The sequence below is a fragment of the Brevibacterium sp. S22 genome (assembly GCF_004745485.1).
Taxonomy (GTDB): Bacteria; Actinomycetota; Actinomycetes; order Actinomycetales; family Brevibacteriaceae; genus Brevibacterium.
The window spans coordinates 22,358-37,966 of the sequence record NZ_RHFG01000032.1; the positions used below are offsets into that span (position 1 = coordinate 22,358).

At 64.7% G+C, this 15,609-nt stretch carries 12 protein-coding genes; 6 read left to right on the forward strand and 6 right to left on the reverse strand.

What is annotated here, in order from left to right:
- Nucleotides 1-97: 97 nt before the first annotated feature.
- Entirely contained in the window at nt 98-1,006 is a 909-nt protein-coding gene (locus EB835_RS17915) for a LysR family transcriptional regulator (RefSeq protein WP_135810810.1), read from the reverse strand.
- Nucleotides 1,007-1,284: 278 nt separating this feature from the next.
- On the opposite strand from EB835_RS17915, the gene lgt reads away from it, so the two are divergent.
- Entirely contained in the window at nt 1,285-2,235 is a 951-nt protein-coding gene (gene lgt / locus EB835_RS17920; protein ID WP_135810811.1) for a prolipoprotein diacylglyceryl transferase, read from the forward strand.
- A gap of 211 nt (nt 2,236-2,446) precedes the next feature.
- Nucleotides 2,447-2,989: an acyl-CoA thioesterase gene (locus tag EB835_RS17925; protein WP_135810812.1), complete on the forward strand. Its 543-nt coding sequence runs from the start codon at nt 2,447-2,449 to the stop codon at nt 2,987-2,989.
- An 8-nt stretch (nt 2,990-2,997) separates the two neighbouring features.
- Here EB835_RS17925 and EB835_RS17930 read toward each other — a convergent pair whose 3' ends face one another.
- Together EB835_RS17930 and EB835_RS17935 are read right to left on the reverse strand one after the other, a co-directional pair.
- On the reverse strand, nt 2,998-4,191 hold the full coding sequence (locus EB835_RS17930; RefSeq protein WP_135810813.1) for a pyridoxal phosphate-dependent aminotransferase: 1,194 nt from the start codon (nt 4,189-4,191) through the stop codon (nt 2,998-3,000).
- A gap of 143 nt (nt 4,192-4,334) precedes the next feature.
- On the reverse strand, nt 4,335-4,892 hold the full coding sequence (locus tag EB835_RS17935) for a hypothetical protein (RefSeq protein WP_135810814.1): 558 nt from the start codon (nt 4,890-4,892) through the stop codon (nt 4,335-4,337).
- A gap of 131 nt (nt 4,893-5,023) precedes the next feature.
- Between EB835_RS17935 and EB835_RS17940 the strand changes: the two genes are divergently transcribed.
- The 3 genes from EB835_RS17940 (at nt 5,024) to EB835_RS17950 (ending at nt 8,831) form a co-directional block, all read left to right on the forward strand.
- Nucleotides 5,024-5,785, forward strand: coding sequence for a GNAT family protein (locus EB835_RS17940; RefSeq protein WP_135810815.1), 762 nt, complete (start codon nt 5,024-5,026; stop codon nt 5,783-5,785).
- Between the two features lie 311 nt (nt 5,786-6,096).
- Nucleotides 6,097-7,569, forward strand: a complete 1,473-nt coding sequence (locus tag EB835_RS17945; RefSeq protein WP_135810816.1) for an NAD(P)/FAD-dependent oxidoreductase — start codon at nt 6,097-6,099, stop codon at nt 7,567-7,569.
- An 89-nt stretch (nt 7,570-7,658) separates the two neighbouring features.
- Nucleotides 7,659-8,831: a pyridoxal phosphate-dependent aminotransferase gene (locus tag EB835_RS17950; RefSeq protein ID WP_135810817.1), complete on the forward strand. Its 1,173-nt coding sequence runs from the start codon at nt 7,659-7,661 to the stop codon at nt 8,829-8,831.
- Nucleotides 8,832-8,916: 85 nt separating this feature from the next.
- Here the strand turns inward: EB835_RS17950 and EB835_RS17955 are convergent, their stop codons facing one another.
- Nucleotides 8,917-10,647 (reverse strand): ABC transporter ATP-binding protein, encoded by a 1,731-nt coding sequence (locus EB835_RS17955; protein WP_135810818.1) that lies wholly within the window; start codon nt 10,645-10,647, stop codon nt 8,917-8,919.
- Nucleotides 10,644-12,560 carry an ATP-binding cassette domain-containing protein gene (locus EB835_RS17960; protein ID WP_135810819.1) on the reverse strand — a complete coding sequence of 639 codons (1,917 nt, stop codon included), beginning with the start codon at nt 12,558-12,560 and terminating at the stop codon, nt 10,644-10,646. The genes EB835_RS17955 and EB835_RS17960 overlap by 4 nt, the downstream gene beginning before the upstream one ends.
- A 239-nt stretch (nt 12,561-12,799) precedes the next feature.
- Here EB835_RS17960 and EB835_RS17965 point away from each other — a divergent pair, with 239 nt between their 5' ends.
- Nucleotides 12,800-13,483 carry an NAD(P)H-binding protein gene (locus EB835_RS17965; RefSeq protein ID WP_135810820.1) on the forward strand — a complete coding sequence of 228 codons (684 nt, stop codon included), beginning with the start codon at nt 12,800-12,802 and terminating at the stop codon, nt 13,481-13,483.
- A gap of 323 nt (nt 13,484-13,806) precedes the next feature.
- On the opposite strand, the gene EB835_RS17970 is transcribed toward EB835_RS17965, so the two are convergent.
- Entirely contained in the window at nt 13,807-15,432 is a 1,626-nt protein-coding gene (locus EB835_RS17970; RefSeq protein ID WP_135810821.1) for an amidohydrolase, read from the reverse strand.
- Nucleotides 15,433-15,609: the final 177 nt, after the last annotated feature.

The following is a 15,609-nucleotide window of genomic DNA, read 5'->3' on the forward strand; positions in this document are numbered from 1 at the left end:
GCCGCCGGACATCGGTCCAACAGATACTTTTTAGTTCCGGCATTGATCGAATCTATGAGCATCATCAGGCACCGCACTCGATCCCCGGCTTCTTCACTCACCTTCCCAGCACTTCCCTGCTGAGTTCGCAGAAGGCCTGGCCACGTCGGTTGAGACGCACACCTTCCGGCCAGAGGATGGCGAGGTCGATGTTCGGGAAGTCATCGCGCAGGGGAATGTCGACCGCCTGCATTCCGATATAGGTCCCCGATGACACACTCTGACTGAGCAGCGAGTACCCGTGCCCCATCGCCACGAACGAACGCAGCGTCTCATAGCCGGAGAACGAATGTCGGATCTTCGGGATCACACCGGCGATGCGGAAGAGTTCGTCGTAGTACTGCCTGGAAAACGGCAGGTCGAGTTGGATGTAGTCCTCCTCCGCAAGTTCTCGCAGGTATACAGGTTCGGGGCGGCCGCCGTTCGCCAGGCGGTGATTCTGTGAGACGAGGACATGCGGTTCGACGACGTCGATGAGAAAGGACTCGAATCGATCGGTCACCCCGAGGGTGTAGGTCAGAGCAAGATCACAGTCACCGGCGATGACCGCCCGCTGCAGCTGTTCGAGGTCGGCTTCGAGGTAGTTGACGCGCACATCCGGATAGCGCCTTTCGAACTCATTGTGGATCAGCGGCAGCCGGGTCGGCGCGATCGGCGAGAACACCCCGACCGTCAGCTGCCCGCTCAAGGATCGGGAGAGTCCCTGCGCGGTCTCGCCGAGCGCGTCGGAGGCCTCGAGGAAGTCGCTCACCTCGGCGAGGAACCGCTTCCCCGCCGGAGAGAGGACGACCGAGCGGTTCCGCTGCCGGATGAAGAGGTCGAGGCCCAGGGTCCGCTCGAGCTGAGACATCGCCGTCGAGATCGCCGATTGGGTGACGTTGAGCTGCCTCGCCGCCTCGGTCATGTTCTCGCGCCGCGCAACCTCGTGGAAGTACCGCAGCTGCACCAGCGTGAAATCGAGTCCCATGCACCAATCGTCCCACTGTCACCGACGAGGAGCGGTGCCCGCACGCAGCTGGCTCGGCAGGGGGTCGCGGCTGCCAACGTCGCGAGGATCGCTGTCTGGCGTTCTGCCGACCAGTTTTCGTCCACACCATCATGACGCAAACAGATGCCTGGACCGGGAAGTGAAGCGCCCGCGCACGAAATGTGGTGACGAGTGCACGAAAGCTGGTCACGCGCGCACGAAAGCTGGTCCGCCCTCGCAAATACCGGATTCCCAGCCGCCGCAAATAGACTGGCCCCATGCCTGCAGTTCCCACGAGTGCGCTTCTCGCCTCCAGCGCGACCACACCGTTCGACGCGACCACCCTGCCGCACGACATCTCCGCGGCGATCCCGAGTCCGAGCGTCTCGAGCTTCCAACTCGGCCCGCTGACGATCCACTTCTACGCACTGTGCATCCTCGTGGGCATCATCATCGCGATCGTGCTGACCAACCGTCGCCTGACCGCGCGCGGTGTCGAGGACTGGCAGGTGCTCGACATCGCGACGCTGGCCGTGCCGATGGCCATCGTCTTCGCCCGCATCTACCACGTGATCACGCACTATACGGACTACTTCGGCCCCGGCCGCAACCCGTGGAACCCCTTCGAGCCCGGGTCCGTGTGGGCGATCTGGGAGGGCGGGATCGCGATCTTCGGCTCCCTCATCGGCGGCACCCTCGGTGCGTGGATCATGTGCCGCAGGCTCGGCCTCAAGCTCACGACGCTGCTCGACGCCTTAGCCCCCGGCCTCATCCTCGCTCAGGCCTGCGGGCGCTTCGGCAATTGGTTCAACCAGGAGCTCTTCGGCCTGCCGACCACTCTGCCCTGGGGCCTCGAGATCGATCCCGGCAATCCGGCGATCCCCCTCGGCACTTCCCCGGGAACACTGTTCCACCCGACGTTCCTCTACGAAGTGATCTGGAACAGCCTCGGCGCCCTGGTCCTGCTCTACCTCGGACGGAAGATCTTCTTCCAGTGGGGACGCCTCTTCGCCGTCTACCTCATGTGGTACGGCGCCGGCCGCATCGTGTGGGAGTCCATCCGCATCGACCCGAGCTTCGTCATCCTCGGCCTGCGCACGAACGTCTGGGGCGCGATCGGCGCGGTGGCACTGGGCGTCATCATCATGGCCGTCCAATACAAGCGCCACCCCGAACCCGAGGAATCACCGTTCATCCCCGGTCGGGAACCGCAGCCGGCCGACGACTGAAAGATTCCCTCGCCGAGGCGGCCCGCACAACCGTGGCCCCGATCCGTCAGAACCCCTCGCCGAGGCGGCCGATCCCTGATCTGGACATGGGACCTCACCGTCCCGCCCGGGCCCCGCCCACGACGCAATCCGGGATTCCGTCCACGATTCCGTCTGCCCGCACCGCGCAGCATGATTCACAGATAACTTACTCTCAAGTAACATAGGTCTCATGCACTTCACGCGTATGATTCTGCAGCTGCTCCGGTCTCGCCGTCGCCCGACGCAGGACATCTGGGACAGCTATTCCCTCCCTCTGCGGGTCCGACTCTCAGAGATCGACATCTTCATGCACGTCAACAACGGCAAGTACTTCTCGATCATGGATCTGGGACGGCTCGACGTGCTGGTGCGAAGCGGTGTCTGGAGCACTCTCCGCGACAAGGGCTGGACCGGCGTCGTCAGCGCCGAGACCATCAGCTTCCGCAAATCACTCAAACTCGGTCAGCGCTACAGTCTCGAATCCCGGATCATCGGAGTCGATGAGCGTGCCGTGTACTTCGAGCATCGAATAGTCGTCGAAGGTGAGATCTACGCTCGCGCCTTCGTAGCCACACGACTGCTCTCTGAGACAGGGACTGTGTCCAAGGAAGAAGCAATCGCCGTCTTCGGACCGCCGCCGGCCGATGTGGAACTGCCCGACTGGATCCACGATTGGCGCTTTCACAACTCTCTGCCGAGCACACGACGACCGGCCGCGCACAGTTGGGCGTAGTGGGCAGCTCAGGCCCCGATCCACCCCTTGAGCCGTCCGAGGCCGGTCGTGATCGAGGCTTCGTCGATGCCGGAATAGGCCAGCCGGATATAGGAGCGGTCCTCACCGTCCTGCGGTGAGCCGAAGTGCTCGCGGGTGCAGAAGGAGACTCCGGTCGCGTGCAGGGCTTCGGTGGAGAAGTCGGATAAAGTCGCGATCCCCTTGGCTTCCATCGCCTCGGTGACATCGGGGAAGACGTAGAACGTCGAGCCCGGGGTCGCCACGCTCATGCCAGGGATGTCGTTGATCAGGCGGCAGGCGGCGTCGCGACGTTTGCGCAGCACTTCCAACATCTGGCCGACCGGTGCCTGTGGTCCGCGCAGAGCAGCGATGCCCGCCCACTGCACATACTGGTTCGTGCAGGATTCGTCGTTGGTGTTCATCAGTGAGATCGCCTCGGCGACCTCCTTCGGCGCGACCGCGCAGCCGAGCCGGGACCCGGTCATCGCGTACTTCTTCGAGAACGTGTAGAGGATGACGGTGCGCTCAGCCATCCCCGGCAGAGCAGCGATCGACTGGGACTTGCCCTTATAGCGCATCTCGAAGTACGCCTCGTCGGAGAGCACCCACAGGTCGAACTCCTGCGCGATCGCCGCGATCGCCTCACGCTCGCCCGGAGTGGATTCAGCCGAGATCGGATTCTGCAGGTCGTTGTAGATGATCGCCGTCGTGTTCTCATCGATCGAGGCCCTCAGATGGTCGAGGTCGATGGCGAAGCCGTCGGAGGTCGGGACGTAGCGGTAGGGCAGAGCCGTGCCGCCGAAGTATTCGATCTGGGATTCGTAGATCGGGAATCCCGGATTCGGATAGAGCACACCCTCGCCGGGGTTCATCACGGCTTGGAGGAACTTCGTGATCACGGGCTTGCCACCGGTGGTCACGACCACCTCGGCGGGGTCGATCGTCATTCCCCGGCGAGAGCCGATGTCATCGGCGAGCGCCTCCCGCAGTTCCGGGATTCCCGGTCCGGGGCAGTACCCGGTCTTGCCGTCGCCGATGGCCTGCTCGATCGCTTCGACGATGTGGCCGGCCATGGGGAAATTGAGATCGCCGAGGTGGAACGGGAAGACCTCGTTGCCGCGGGCCTTCCAGTCGGCGGCGGCCTGGGCCACGCGGAACGCGGTCTCGGTGCCGAGGTTGTCCAGGCGGCGAGCGGTCTTCATTGTCGGCTCCTTCGTCGAAGGTCGTGGACGCAAAGGGGGTTCCGGTGTTCCGATTGCTCAACTCCGGTTCACTCACGATAGACCAGGTGAGAGCCGATTGTCAGCGGTGTCCGCGGCTCAGCCGGTGGCGAGAGCTCCACGGGTCAGCCGGCGCCGAGCGCACTGCGCCCGGCCAGCAGACACCACAGTCCGATGACGAGGAAGACCGGCGCGCCGAGGATGCCGCACCAGAAGCTCGGCGCGGCGATCTCACGCGGGAGGACGAAAGCCAGGACCGCGATGATCGTCAGCGCGAGCGCCGCGACGTGGAGGATGGGCTGGCCGAAGACGAGGGCGAGCGCGAAGAAATGGATGCCGACGATCGCGAGGATGAGCGGTGCGATGATCTCGGCCTGCCCGGCCCGCAGAGCGAAGAAGCAGGCCACCGCACCGATGATGACCTCGGCCCAGAACACGATGAGGTAGAGCGTGAAAGCGGAATTCCCCGTGGTGAAAGCACTGGATTCTGACCAATTGCCGATGGCGGTGAAGATGCTCGGGACGACGAGCACGAGTCCCGCGACTCCGAGCCCGGCGAGAACAAGTCGGAAGACCAGTGCCTTCGGCGGCGCTTCCTGTGCCCAACCTGACCAGATGAAGGCGGCGAGGCCGAAGATCGCACCGATCATGACGAGGTCGCGGGGGTGGGCCAGGTCGATCATCGTCGATCCCTTTCGTCTCGGCCGACTGTACCTACACCCTACCCAACACCGAGGCGGCCGCCTCCTGTGGTTTTCCCGATTCCTGACCGTTCCACACCGGGTGCGACGTCACCGGGCCTAGACTGGTGACCATGGACCTGACGATCTCGTCCCTGGCCGATCGCCCAGATCTCAAAGACGAATTCCTAGGCTTGGAGAACACCTGGCCGGAATTCATCCGTCGCGATCCCACCGGTGACCTCTACTATGCGCGAGATGTTCTCGACCTCTTCGCCGACTATGTCCTCCTCGCCCACACTGCGGCTGACGAGATCGTGGGAAAGGCACATTCGATTCCTTTCCGTCTCGGCGGCGAGAACTTGCCAGAGGACGGATGGGACGGAGTGATTCGACGCGGGATCCGCGCCGAACTGGTCGGAGAACCGACCGACACCTTGGCCGCACTGGAGATTTTCGTCCGCCCCGACAGGCAGGGCCTGGGCCTGTCGGGAACGATCCTCGCGGCGCTGAGAGATCACGCCCGGAACCGCGGATTCGCCGAGGTGGTCGTACCGGTGCGTCCGAATGGGAAGACCGACGTCCACGAACCGATGGACTCGTACGCGTTCAGGACCAGGGACGACGGTCTGCCCGTCGACCCATGGCTGCGCACTCACATCCGCGCCGGCGGCACAATCGACGGTGTGGCCCATCGCGCCATGGTCATCGCCGGAACTCTGGACGAGTGGCGGACGTGGACCGGCCTTGAGATGGATGAGTCAGGACCGGTTGACGTTCCTGGAGCACTCGCACCTGTGCTCTGCGATGTCGCACACGGCAGTGCGGTCTACGTCGAACCCAATGTGTGGGTGCGTCACCGAACCGGTCTGTCAGCAACTGACCTGCCGGTCTGACTCCGCGCCTGGGCCGGAACTCGATGGACTCCTGGTCGATGGGCTCGTGGTCGAGTCAGAGTCCGCAGGAGTCGGCCGGCCCACGGCGATCATGAGATGAGCGCAGGCAGGCATCGGCTGATCGAGCGTCATCATGGAATCGGAACATCGTTTCACCGATTCCATATGGCAAAACGCTCTGCGTCAACCATTTACTTCGCTTGAATCGTGAGATAGACATGATTCCGTACGCTCCGTCACCGCCGACCGACACCATACGGAACCGGCGAACCCGAACTCGCGAGCGGTCACCGACGATCAGGAGATGTACCGTGTCCTACCTCAACGGCGAGGCCTCCCACTGGCTGACTCAGTCACCACCCGCGCCAGCGCCTCCGACCCCTCTGCCGACTGAGAAGCAGGATCTCATCATCGTCGGCGGCGGGCTCACCGGACTGTGGTCGGCTTACTATGCGCGGCAGGCTCATCCCGATTGGGCGATCACCATCGTCGAGGCTCGCCACATCGGCTACGGCGCTTCGGGACGCAACGGCGGTTGGCTCTCTACCTTGCTGCCAGGCAATCGGGTGAAGTACGCCGAGGCGGTCGACCGTGCACTCGCAACCGGAGACTCGAGTCGTGAGGGCAGTTCGGGCCGCGACGGCAGCTCCGCCCTGGACGGTGTCGCGTCGGTCCGGTCCTTCCAGTCAGCCCTCTTCGATTCGATCGACGAAGTCCTCGACGTGTGCGAGACCGAGGGAATCGAGGCTCACCAGGTTCGCGGCGGCCACATCGACATCGCCCAGTCCGAGGCCGGGATGTCCCGCCTCCACGACCTCGTCAGTGCCAATGAGCGATTCGGCTACGCACCCGAGGATATGCAGGTCCTCGACGCCGAAGACACCCGCGCACACATCAATGTCGCCGGTGCCCGCGGCAGCCTCTACTTCCCCGGCACCGCAGCGATCGATCCGGCGCTGCTCACCTGTGGTCTCGCCCGAGTCCTGCGCGAGCAGGGCGTGACGATCTGCGAGGACACGGCAGCCGGGCACATCGGCAAGGGTGCCGTTTCGACGACTCGCGGCCAGGTCACCGGGGACACGGTCTTCGTCTGCCTCGAGGGCTATTCGGACACTGTCACCGGCGACCTCCCCGGCTTGCAGGGGCGCCAGGTCATCCCGGTCTTCTCCTCGATGATCTCGACCGAACCTCTCCCGTCTGAGGTATGGGAGAGCATCGGCTGGGAGGGCCGCGAATGCCTCGGCGACACCGCACACACCTTCATCTACGCCCAGCGCACCGCCGATGATCGGATCGCGATCGGCGGACGCGGGGCACCCTATGCTTATCGGTCGGGGCTGCCCGGTGACGGTGAGGTCCCCACCGAGGTGGTCAACCTCCTGGCCGGGCGTCTGTCCTCACTCTTCCCCGACCTCGACTTCGACATCGCGCATGCGTGGCGAGGTGCGCTCGGCGTTACGCGCGATTGGTGCGCGGGCATCTTCTTCGATCCGGCGCAGCGGATCGGGGTGGCTCGCGGGTATGCCGGGCATGGGGTGACGGCCACGCATCTGGCGGCGAAGACTCTGCTCGACCGTGCCTCCGGTCAGTCAACCCCGCTGACGGCCCTGCCGTGGAACGATCACAACTCCGGCCAGTGGGAGCCTGAGCCGATCCGGTGGCTGGGCATCCGTTCGATGTACACGATCTTCGGCATCGCCGACACCTGGGAGGCAGCAACAGGGGCGAAGCGGACCAGTCTGCTCGCCCGGTTTGGCGCCCATCTCGCCGGACTCGCGGAATGACGCGACGCCGACCGAAGCACGCGCCCCGCCCCAGTCTCGCGTCGTGACCGACCCATCCCACACCAGAACGACAGGAGGACACTGACAGCATGACGAACACGCGCCCTCGTATCTCCCCCATGGCCTCCACCTACCCGGCGTCGAGCATCCGCAAGATGTTCAACCTCGCGCTCGACTTCCCCGATGCTGTGAAGCTGACCGTAGGCGAGCCCGACTTCAACACGCCTGAGCACATCAAGACCGCCGGCATCCGGGGAATCGAGCACGACAACACCCGCTACGTCGCCAATGCCGGGATCCCCGAACTGCGTGCGGCCATCGCCCGCAAGTACTCCGGCCGGTGGAACCGTGACGACATCGCGCCCGAGAATGTCATGGTCTCCTTCGGCGCGATGGAGGCCCTGACCTTCGCCCTCGACGTCACCGTCTCCCCGGGCGATGAGGTCATCATCCCTGATCCCAGCTTCCCGAACTACATGGGCCAGGTGCACCGCCTCGGCGGGGCCGCGGTGTCCGTGCCGGTGACGGAGGACAACGACTTCAAGCTCCGCGCCGAGGATGTCCGGGCAGAAATCACCGACCGCACCGCCGCGGTGCTCATCAACAGCCCCTCGAATCCGCTCGGCTCCGTCATGGACCGTACCGACCTCGAGCAGATCGCCGACCTCGCCGAGGAGCACGGGTTCACCGTCATCTCCGACGAGGTCTATGACGAGATGGTCTTCGACGACGCCGTCTTCACCTCCATCGCCGAGGTGCGTCCTGAGTTCGATCGCTACCTCGCGATCGGCAGCTTCTCGAAGACCTATGCGATGACCGGGTGGCGCTGCGGGTTCGTCATCGGCGCGCAAGACTTCATCGCCCCGATGGCACTCCTTCAGGAAGGGCTGACCTCGAGCCTGCCGGGCTTCGTGCAGGAGGCTGCGGTCGCCGCGATCGAGGGACCGCAGGACGTCGTCGAGTCGATGGTCGCTTCCTACGCCGAGCGCCGTGAGCTCATGGTAGAGCGCATCAACGCCATCGACGGGCTGAGCCTGCTCCGGCCGGCCGCGACCTTCTACGCGTGGGTCAACGTCAAGGACTGGGGGCTGAACTCCTGGGACCTGGCGACGCAGCTGCTTCAGACACACAACCTCGCGACGATTCCCGGTTCGGCCTTCGGACCGGCTGGCGAGGGGTATCTGCGGTTGACCTTCGCCGTCTCCCCCGAGACGATCAACACCGCGTGCGACCGTTTGGAGGCCTTCGCCGCGAGCCGGTGACGCTGTGGCTCGGCAGCTCGACGAGGCAGTGCTGACGTCGTGGTCGGCTTCTCGGCCGCCCACCGATGTCGATTCGCCGAGGCGGTCAGCGGCCGGGCGCGTTCCTCGCCTCGACGCGAGTAAAGGGTCCGTCGGCTCGACGCAGGTCTCCCGCCGGCCCGTGCTCGACGAGTCGGCCGGAGTCCATGACGACCACCTCGGTGTCGTCGGGCAGCAGGTCGGCCCGATGGGTGATCTCGATGACGGTGAGTTCGGGACGACTCTCGGCCAAGCGGTGGCGGACGGTGCTCGCGGTGGCCGCATCGAGCTGGCTGAGCGCCTCGTCGAGCACGAGCACCTCCGGCTCGCCGACGAGCGCACGGGCGATCGCCAGGCGCTGCAGCTGACCTCCCGAGACCGTGAGCCCGCGCCCCTGCATCCGCGTCGCCAAACCCTCCGGCAGACCAGCCGCCCAATCGTCGAGGGCAACGATCGACAGTGCCTCGTCGATGAGGTCATCGCTTGCCTCCGGGGCTGCCAGGCGCAGGTTCTCGGCCAGGCTGCCCGACAGCAGCGTCGGGTGCTGAGTGACGAAGGCGATACGCCGACGCAGCACGTCGAGCGGCAGGTCCGTGGCGTCGACCTCGCCGAGGCGGACGCCCCCGGATTCGGGCTCCCGACCACGGACGAGCAGCGATGCGAGCGTCGACTTCCCCGATCCGGACACCCCGACCACGGCACTCCACGTTCCCGCCCGAAACCGGGCGACCACCTCGGCGAGGGCAGGCGTCTCACGGCCGGGGTAGTGCAGGCTCACGGAATCGACGGTGATGTCGGTCGGCCCCGTCGGCGAGTGGGCAGTCCCGTTGTCGGGGACCGCGGGGGCGGCGTCGATGATCTCCCACACGCGGGCGGCCGCGGCGAGGGCTGTGTCAAGGCCGGTGGAGAAGTTCTCGATGCCGCGCACCGGAACCCAGAGCCCGGCGAACACGGCGAGCGCGGTGGCCGTCGCGAGTGCGGCATCCGAAGCACCACCGCCCGCGGTCCCGACCACAACGACGGCGACGAGCCCGATGAGCTGGAGTGCGACGAGGAGTGCGGACCGGCCCGCCTGGATCCGGGCGACCGAGGACCGGCTCGCGCTCAGCGCTCGGCCGTCGGCGTCGAGTTTGTGAAGCCTACGGTCCTGCGCACCAAAGGTGAGGACCTCGCGGATGCCGTGGACATCGTCGCCGATGTGCCCGGCGAGGTCACCGCGCGCATCCGCGGCATCGGCCGAGGCCCGCCACGTCGACCGGCTGGTGAGCACGGGGGCTGAGAGCATGAGGACGACGATGACGGCAAGCGTGAGCGCGAGCGTCCCATCGACGGCGAGTCCCAACCACGTCAGCGCGATCGCGGGTACGACGACGGCGCTGACAGCCGGCGGGAAGGTATGGGCGAAGAAGACCTCGATCCGATCGATGTCGCCGGAGGCGCGTTCGGTGAGTTCGGCACCGGCGCGCCCGGTGGTCGCGGCCGGCGCCTGCGGAACGAGTCGAGCGAAGAAGAGCTCCCGCAGCCGCTGCAGCGCGGTGAAGGCGACACGGTGTCCGAGATAGTGCTCGAGGTAGCGCAGACCCGCCTTGACCAGGGCGATGACCACGAGTGCGATGATGAGCGCGCCGAGGCGGGGCTCTCCTCCGCGTGCGACCCCGACGATGGCCATTGCGGCGATGACGAGGAGCGCGATGCCGAGGAGTTGGTTGAGGATGCGGCAGATCGTCGAAGCGATGAGCGAGGGGTAGAGGTTGCCGGCTGCCTCGATGAGGCGCGCGGCGAGGCGAACGCGGGTCACTGGGCTTCTCCTCGGACAGGTGTGCCGCTGGAAGTGTGCGCTCGGGTGGAGGAGTCTGCCCGGTTTGAGGACTGTGCGCTGAGTTCGCTGAGGTCGATGACCCTGTCGGCAGCGAGGATGGCCTCAGGCCGGTGGGCAATCATGATGACGGTGCGGTCGGCACCGAGGCGGTTCAGCGCCGCGAGGATCGCAGCCTCCCCTGCGAGGTCGACCTGCGAGGTGGGTTCGTCGAAGAGAAGGATTGGGGCATCGCGCAGCCACGCCCTCGCGATCGCCAACCTCTGCGCCTGTCCGCCGGACAGCAGCCGTCCGTGATCACCGACCTCGGTGGCCAGCCCGTCGGGCATCGCTTCGACGTCCGCACGCAGGCCCGCGAAGTCGAGGGCCTCCCACAGCAGGGAGTCATCGGCTGCATGCGTATCGGCAGGGAGCGCGAGGCGAAGATTGTCGGCGATCGTTCCCATGAACAGGAAGGTTCGCTGCTCGACCACGCCGAGGCGAGAGCGCACAGCTGACTCGTCGGGGAGGTATTCGGCCGGTGCGTGGGCGGCGACTTGACGGGCCGCCTCGGTGAGGGTGACGTTTCCGGCGCCAGCCGTCGTCGGGGTTCCGTCGACGAGCACTTGCCCCTCTTGAGGTGTCAGGTGAGCTTGGATGAGCGCGGAGAGGGTGGACTTGCCGACCCCGCTCGGCCCGACGATCGCGACGCGTTCCCCGCGCTCGATGCGCAGGTCGAGGTTCTCGAACACCGGGTCCGCACCTGGCCAACCGGCCGTGACCGTACGCAGTTCCAGCGCAGGCGGAGGCGGATCAGTGCTGTCCCCGGCATCGGTTCCGGTGGCATTGGGACGGTTGCCCTCGCCGAGGTGGTCCGCCGGAGCCGCACCTCTCGCCGTCGTAGTGGTGGCCTGCGCGTCGGCGTTCGCGGCACTCTCACCGAGGTGGCCACTGATCCGCTGCTGCGCAGCTCGGCCGGAGACACCGATGTAGAAGAACTGCCCGACGATGTCGACGGGCCCGATGACCAGTGTCGCCATGAGCAGTATGGCCATTCCCTCGCCGAGGCTGAGCGATCCGTTACTCACCCGTGCGGTCGTCAGGGCGGCCGCCGCGACGATGACGGTGAGGGAGAACGCGGCGTCGACGACGAGGATGAGGAGCTGGTTGCCGGCGAGGAGACGCATGAGGTTGCGTCGGTGGGCTTCGCCTCGGCGAGCGAGATCGTCACCGATGCGGCGGCCGGCCCGAGCGTAGACGATGTCTTCGAGTGCGGTGATGGCGCCGAGGAAGCTGCTGGTCAACTGTCCGCGTGAGCGCCGGTAGGCGGCACCGACGGGACGGACGAGTCGTTGGAAGCCGCCGATGAGCACGGGCACGAGGAGGACGAGGAGGGCGACCCAGCCGGCGATCTCGGCGCTCGTGGTCAGGGCCATGATGCCCAGCACCAGCAGCGGTGTCGTCAGTGCTCCGACGATGGGGCCGAGAAACCCTGCGCGGTAGTGTGCGGTGCGGTCGACGGCGTCGGTGGCCAGGGAGATGAGGCTGCTCGAACGTCGGTTCGCGGCCACGGCACCGAGGTCGAAGACCCGGCTGATGACGAGGGCGCGCAGCCGTCTTTCAGTCGTCGATGATGCCCAGTCGGAGAAGACGACTCCGCCCCAGGCGCATGCTGCGGCCACAGCGATGAGCAAGGCGAGGCCGATGCCCGTGGCGAGGGTCAGAGGTTCGCCGTCGAAGAGTGCACCGACGCGGACGAAGAGGAGGGCGGTTGCAGCTGCTGAGGCCCATGCGATGACCACCGAGGTCCAGAGCATCCAGCGCGGAGTCGCGTCCTTGATGTCCGGGTGGAGGGGAGCCTTCTCAACCGAGTGCGGGTGGGGCGAACCCTGCTGCGGATGCCCGGGCGCGCTCATCTGCCTGCCTTTCGCGGAGTCAACCAGAACTCAATTTGCGGCTCTGAGCAGAGCCGATTTCCTGTTGAGAATCATTCTCTCATGCAGGGTTGGTTCGTGCCTCACCAGGTGCGCGGCTGTCCGTCGCCAGGTGCGCGACCGCACCTGCAGAGCGAGCGGAATATCCGAACACCGCCCGGACTTACACGAACTGGCGCGCCGACCTATCGGAGAGCGTCAGACCAATCTGAGAGGGAGTCATGTCCACCATCACGATCATCGGCGGCCACGGGAAAGTCGCGATGCTGAGCGCACCGCTGTTCAGCGCGGCCGGACACACCGTCCGCTCGGTCATCCGCAAGCAGGAGCAGTCGGCCGATATCGAGGAAGCACAGGCCACGCCGATCGTCGCCGATGTCGCCCAGCTCGACACCGATGCCATCGCCGAGGTCCTGGCCAGCAGCGATGCCGTCGTCTGGTCTGAGGGTGCCGGAGGCAGCGGCGCCGATCAGACCTGGGCTATCGATCGCGACACCGCCATCCGAACGATAGACGCCTCGAAGAAGGCAGGCATCCGACGTTTCGTGATGGTCTCGTACTTCAATTCTCGACTCGTCGACGGCGAGGTCCCCGGTGTTGCCGAAGGCGATGGAATGTATGCCTACTACAACGCGAAGTCGCAGGCCGATGAGTATCTGCGCACCGAGTCCGGACTCGATTGGACGGTGCTGGGCCCCTCGGTGCTCACGCTCGATCCGGCGACGCAGCTCATCACCGTCGACAGCTCGGATGAGACCCGTGACCTCGAGGTGCCTTCGACGTCACGTGACAACGTCGCGCATGTCGTCGCCGCGGTCGTCGACGAGCCCGCCGCTATCGGCGCAACGCTGAACTTCCACGACGGACAGACCCCGATCGCCGAGGCGGTCACGCAGGGAGGCTGAGTTTCACCCTCGTACTCGACGACATAGTCAGTGTAGGACTTGCGGGGTTCGCTAGGACTCCAGTACCCGCAGTAGGCGAGGAACACTCCGAGCGTGTTGTCGAAACTGGCCGAGCAGAACCGCGCCTGATCTTCGGCTCGGCCCTGGTTCCGAGCCGGGACCTCTCAGTCTGCTACCGATTCCCGAATTTCCTGAATCCGGTGAGTTCAACATCTTGCAGTCGAGACGTTCTGGATTTGAGTCTTAACGGAATTTTCATCTCGCGACTGACGAACCCGCGAACTCACATCAGCAACGGACTCCGCTGAATCGCAATACTTCGACTAGTCGACTTCTCCGTAAACCACTTCGCCGCCTATGACGGTTGCTTTCGGGACAATCGTTCCGATTGTTTCCGGTGCCACCGAGAGAATATCGTCGCTCAGCGCGACGAAGTCGGCCAACTTGCCGACCTCTAGCGTGCCGAGGTCCCTCTCTGCATTGACTGCAAACGCAGATCCATAGGTGTACGCGTGCAATGCCTCGGCCACAGTCACCTTTTCTGCGGGAGCGAATTCCCTGCCAGACGAAGTGCGGCGGTTAACAAGATCGTGCATCGACACGAAAGGGTTTGCGTCGGAGACTGGAGAATCTGTCGATCCCGGCACTGTTATGCCTGCATCAAGCAGAGAGCGCATGCGGTAGGTGCCCCTTGCCCTGTCATCGCCGATCGCCTCACGGATGCCATCGCCGAACTCCGAAATGAAGACTCCCTGCGGAACTGGGATCACTCCAAGGCTCGCCGCCCTAGTGACCTGTGCGTCAGTGGCAATTGCGAAATGCTCGATGCGATGCCTCGCCCGCCGCGACGACGTTTCAAGGGCCGCCTCTACACCGTCTAGCGCATAGTCGATGGCCCGGTCCCCGATTGCGTGCGTTGCTACGCTCCATCCAGCGCGATGATAAGCAGGGATAAGCTCACGCAGCTCTTCTGGTTCGACAACCATGAGCCCAACGTTTTCAGGCTCGCCCGAATAGCACTGATGCACGGCCGCGGAATGGCCGATCAACGAACCATCGGAGATGATCTTCACCGGGCCAAGTCGAAGATGATCGTCACCGAATCCAGTGCGAATTCCGAGGTCCAGAGTCAGCATGCCTTCTGCGTTGATTTCGAGATCGTGAAGGACCTGATGAAAAGGCATGACTGTCATCCTCGGCCGCAGTGTTCTCTCGGCAATGGCACGCTGATATATATTGAGCACCGGGCTGTTGAGACCAGCCGCTCCGCCGACAAGGATCCCGGGTTCAGTGAGGCTGGTCAGCCCATAGGACACGGCCTGATTAGAGGCGAGTGCGAGCGCAGCGATCGATTCTTCTTCCGTGACTCTGGCTGCTTCGAGACGGATCGGATCACCTGCATTCTCCTGCAACAGGCCTTCCGCACGCCCCTCGACATCGCGGAAGACTCTCCCTCCGGGTATATCGTCGTAGCCGCGGCGACCTACTGCTCCAACCCGTTCGAAAGCGGCAGTATTCGCTACGACCATGTGATGGGAGACGTGCTCGATGAGGGCTGGTCGGCCCCCGGTCACTTTGTCGAGCATCTCGGCCGTCGGATGGGCTCCCAGACGATTCTGATCGTATCCGTTCCCCCGGACCCATGAGTCAGGCGGTAGTTCATCAGCTCGATCTGCCAATACGGAATAGAGTTCGTCAAGTGAAGACACTGCGGGATATCGCAAATCGACATTGACCAGCTGTTCGCCTGTCCCCATCGTGTGGTGATGCGCGTCATGAAGTCCTGGAATAACCCGAGTGTTCCCAAAGTCGAATTCCTCTTGTGCGATCAAACCTTCGACGTCATCGATCGCGACAATACGGCCGTTATGGACTCCAAGAGTGTGTGCTTCTGGCCGACCTGGGTCACCGGTCCAAAATCGCCCGTGCCACAAGCTGTCGATCTTCATCTTTTCCACTTTCTGCAGTAGGTGCAGTCCGAGTCGTCTCGCTAGTCACGACTAGGGCGTGTCTCCTTTATTGACCATTCCAGGACTGGCACGGTGGAGACGTGACTACACAGCAACGACACCGAGTCTTCACTGATGAGCAGTGGGAGAAGATCGAACCACTTCTGCCCTCAAACG

Bases quoted from the DNA above. Each gene is read 5' to 3' on its own strand.
- EB835_RS17915 (WP_135810810.1), bottom strand. From the start codon at position 1,006: ATGGGACTCGATTTCACGCTGGTGCAGCTGCGGTACTTCCACGAGGTT.
- lgt (WP_135810811.1), top strand. From the start codon at position 1,285: ATGCCTGCAGTTCCCACGAGTGCGCTTCTCGCCTCCAGCGCGACCACA.
- EB835_RS17925 (WP_135810812.1), top strand. From the start codon at position 2,447: ATGCACTTCACGCGTATGATTCTGCAGCTGCTCCGGTCTCGCCGTCGC.
- EB835_RS17930 (WP_135810813.1), bottom strand. From the start codon at position 4,191: ATGAAGACCGCTCGCCGCCTGGACAACCTCGGCACCGAGACCGCGTTC.
- EB835_RS17935 (WP_135810814.1), bottom strand. From the start codon at position 4,892: ATGATCGACCTGGCCCACCCCCGCGACCTCGTCATGATCGGTGCGATC.
- EB835_RS17940 (WP_135810815.1), top strand. From the start codon at position 5,024: ATGGACCTGACGATCTCGTCCCTGGCCGATCGCCCAGATCTCAAAGAC.
- EB835_RS17950 (WP_135810817.1), top strand. From the start codon at position 7,659: ATGACGAACACGCGCCCTCGTATCTCCCCCATGGCCTCCACCTACCCG.
- EB835_RS17960 (WP_135810819.1), bottom strand. From the start codon at position 12,560: ATGAGCGCGCCCGGGCATCCGCAGCAGGGTTCGCCCCACCCGCACTCG.
- EB835_RS17965 (WP_135810820.1), top strand. From the start codon at position 12,800: ATGTCCACCATCACGATCATCGGCGGCCACGGGAAAGTCGCGATGCTG.
- EB835_RS17970 (WP_135810821.1), bottom strand. From the start codon at position 15,432: ATGAAGATCGACAGCTTGTGGCACGGGCGATTTTGGACCGGTGACCCA.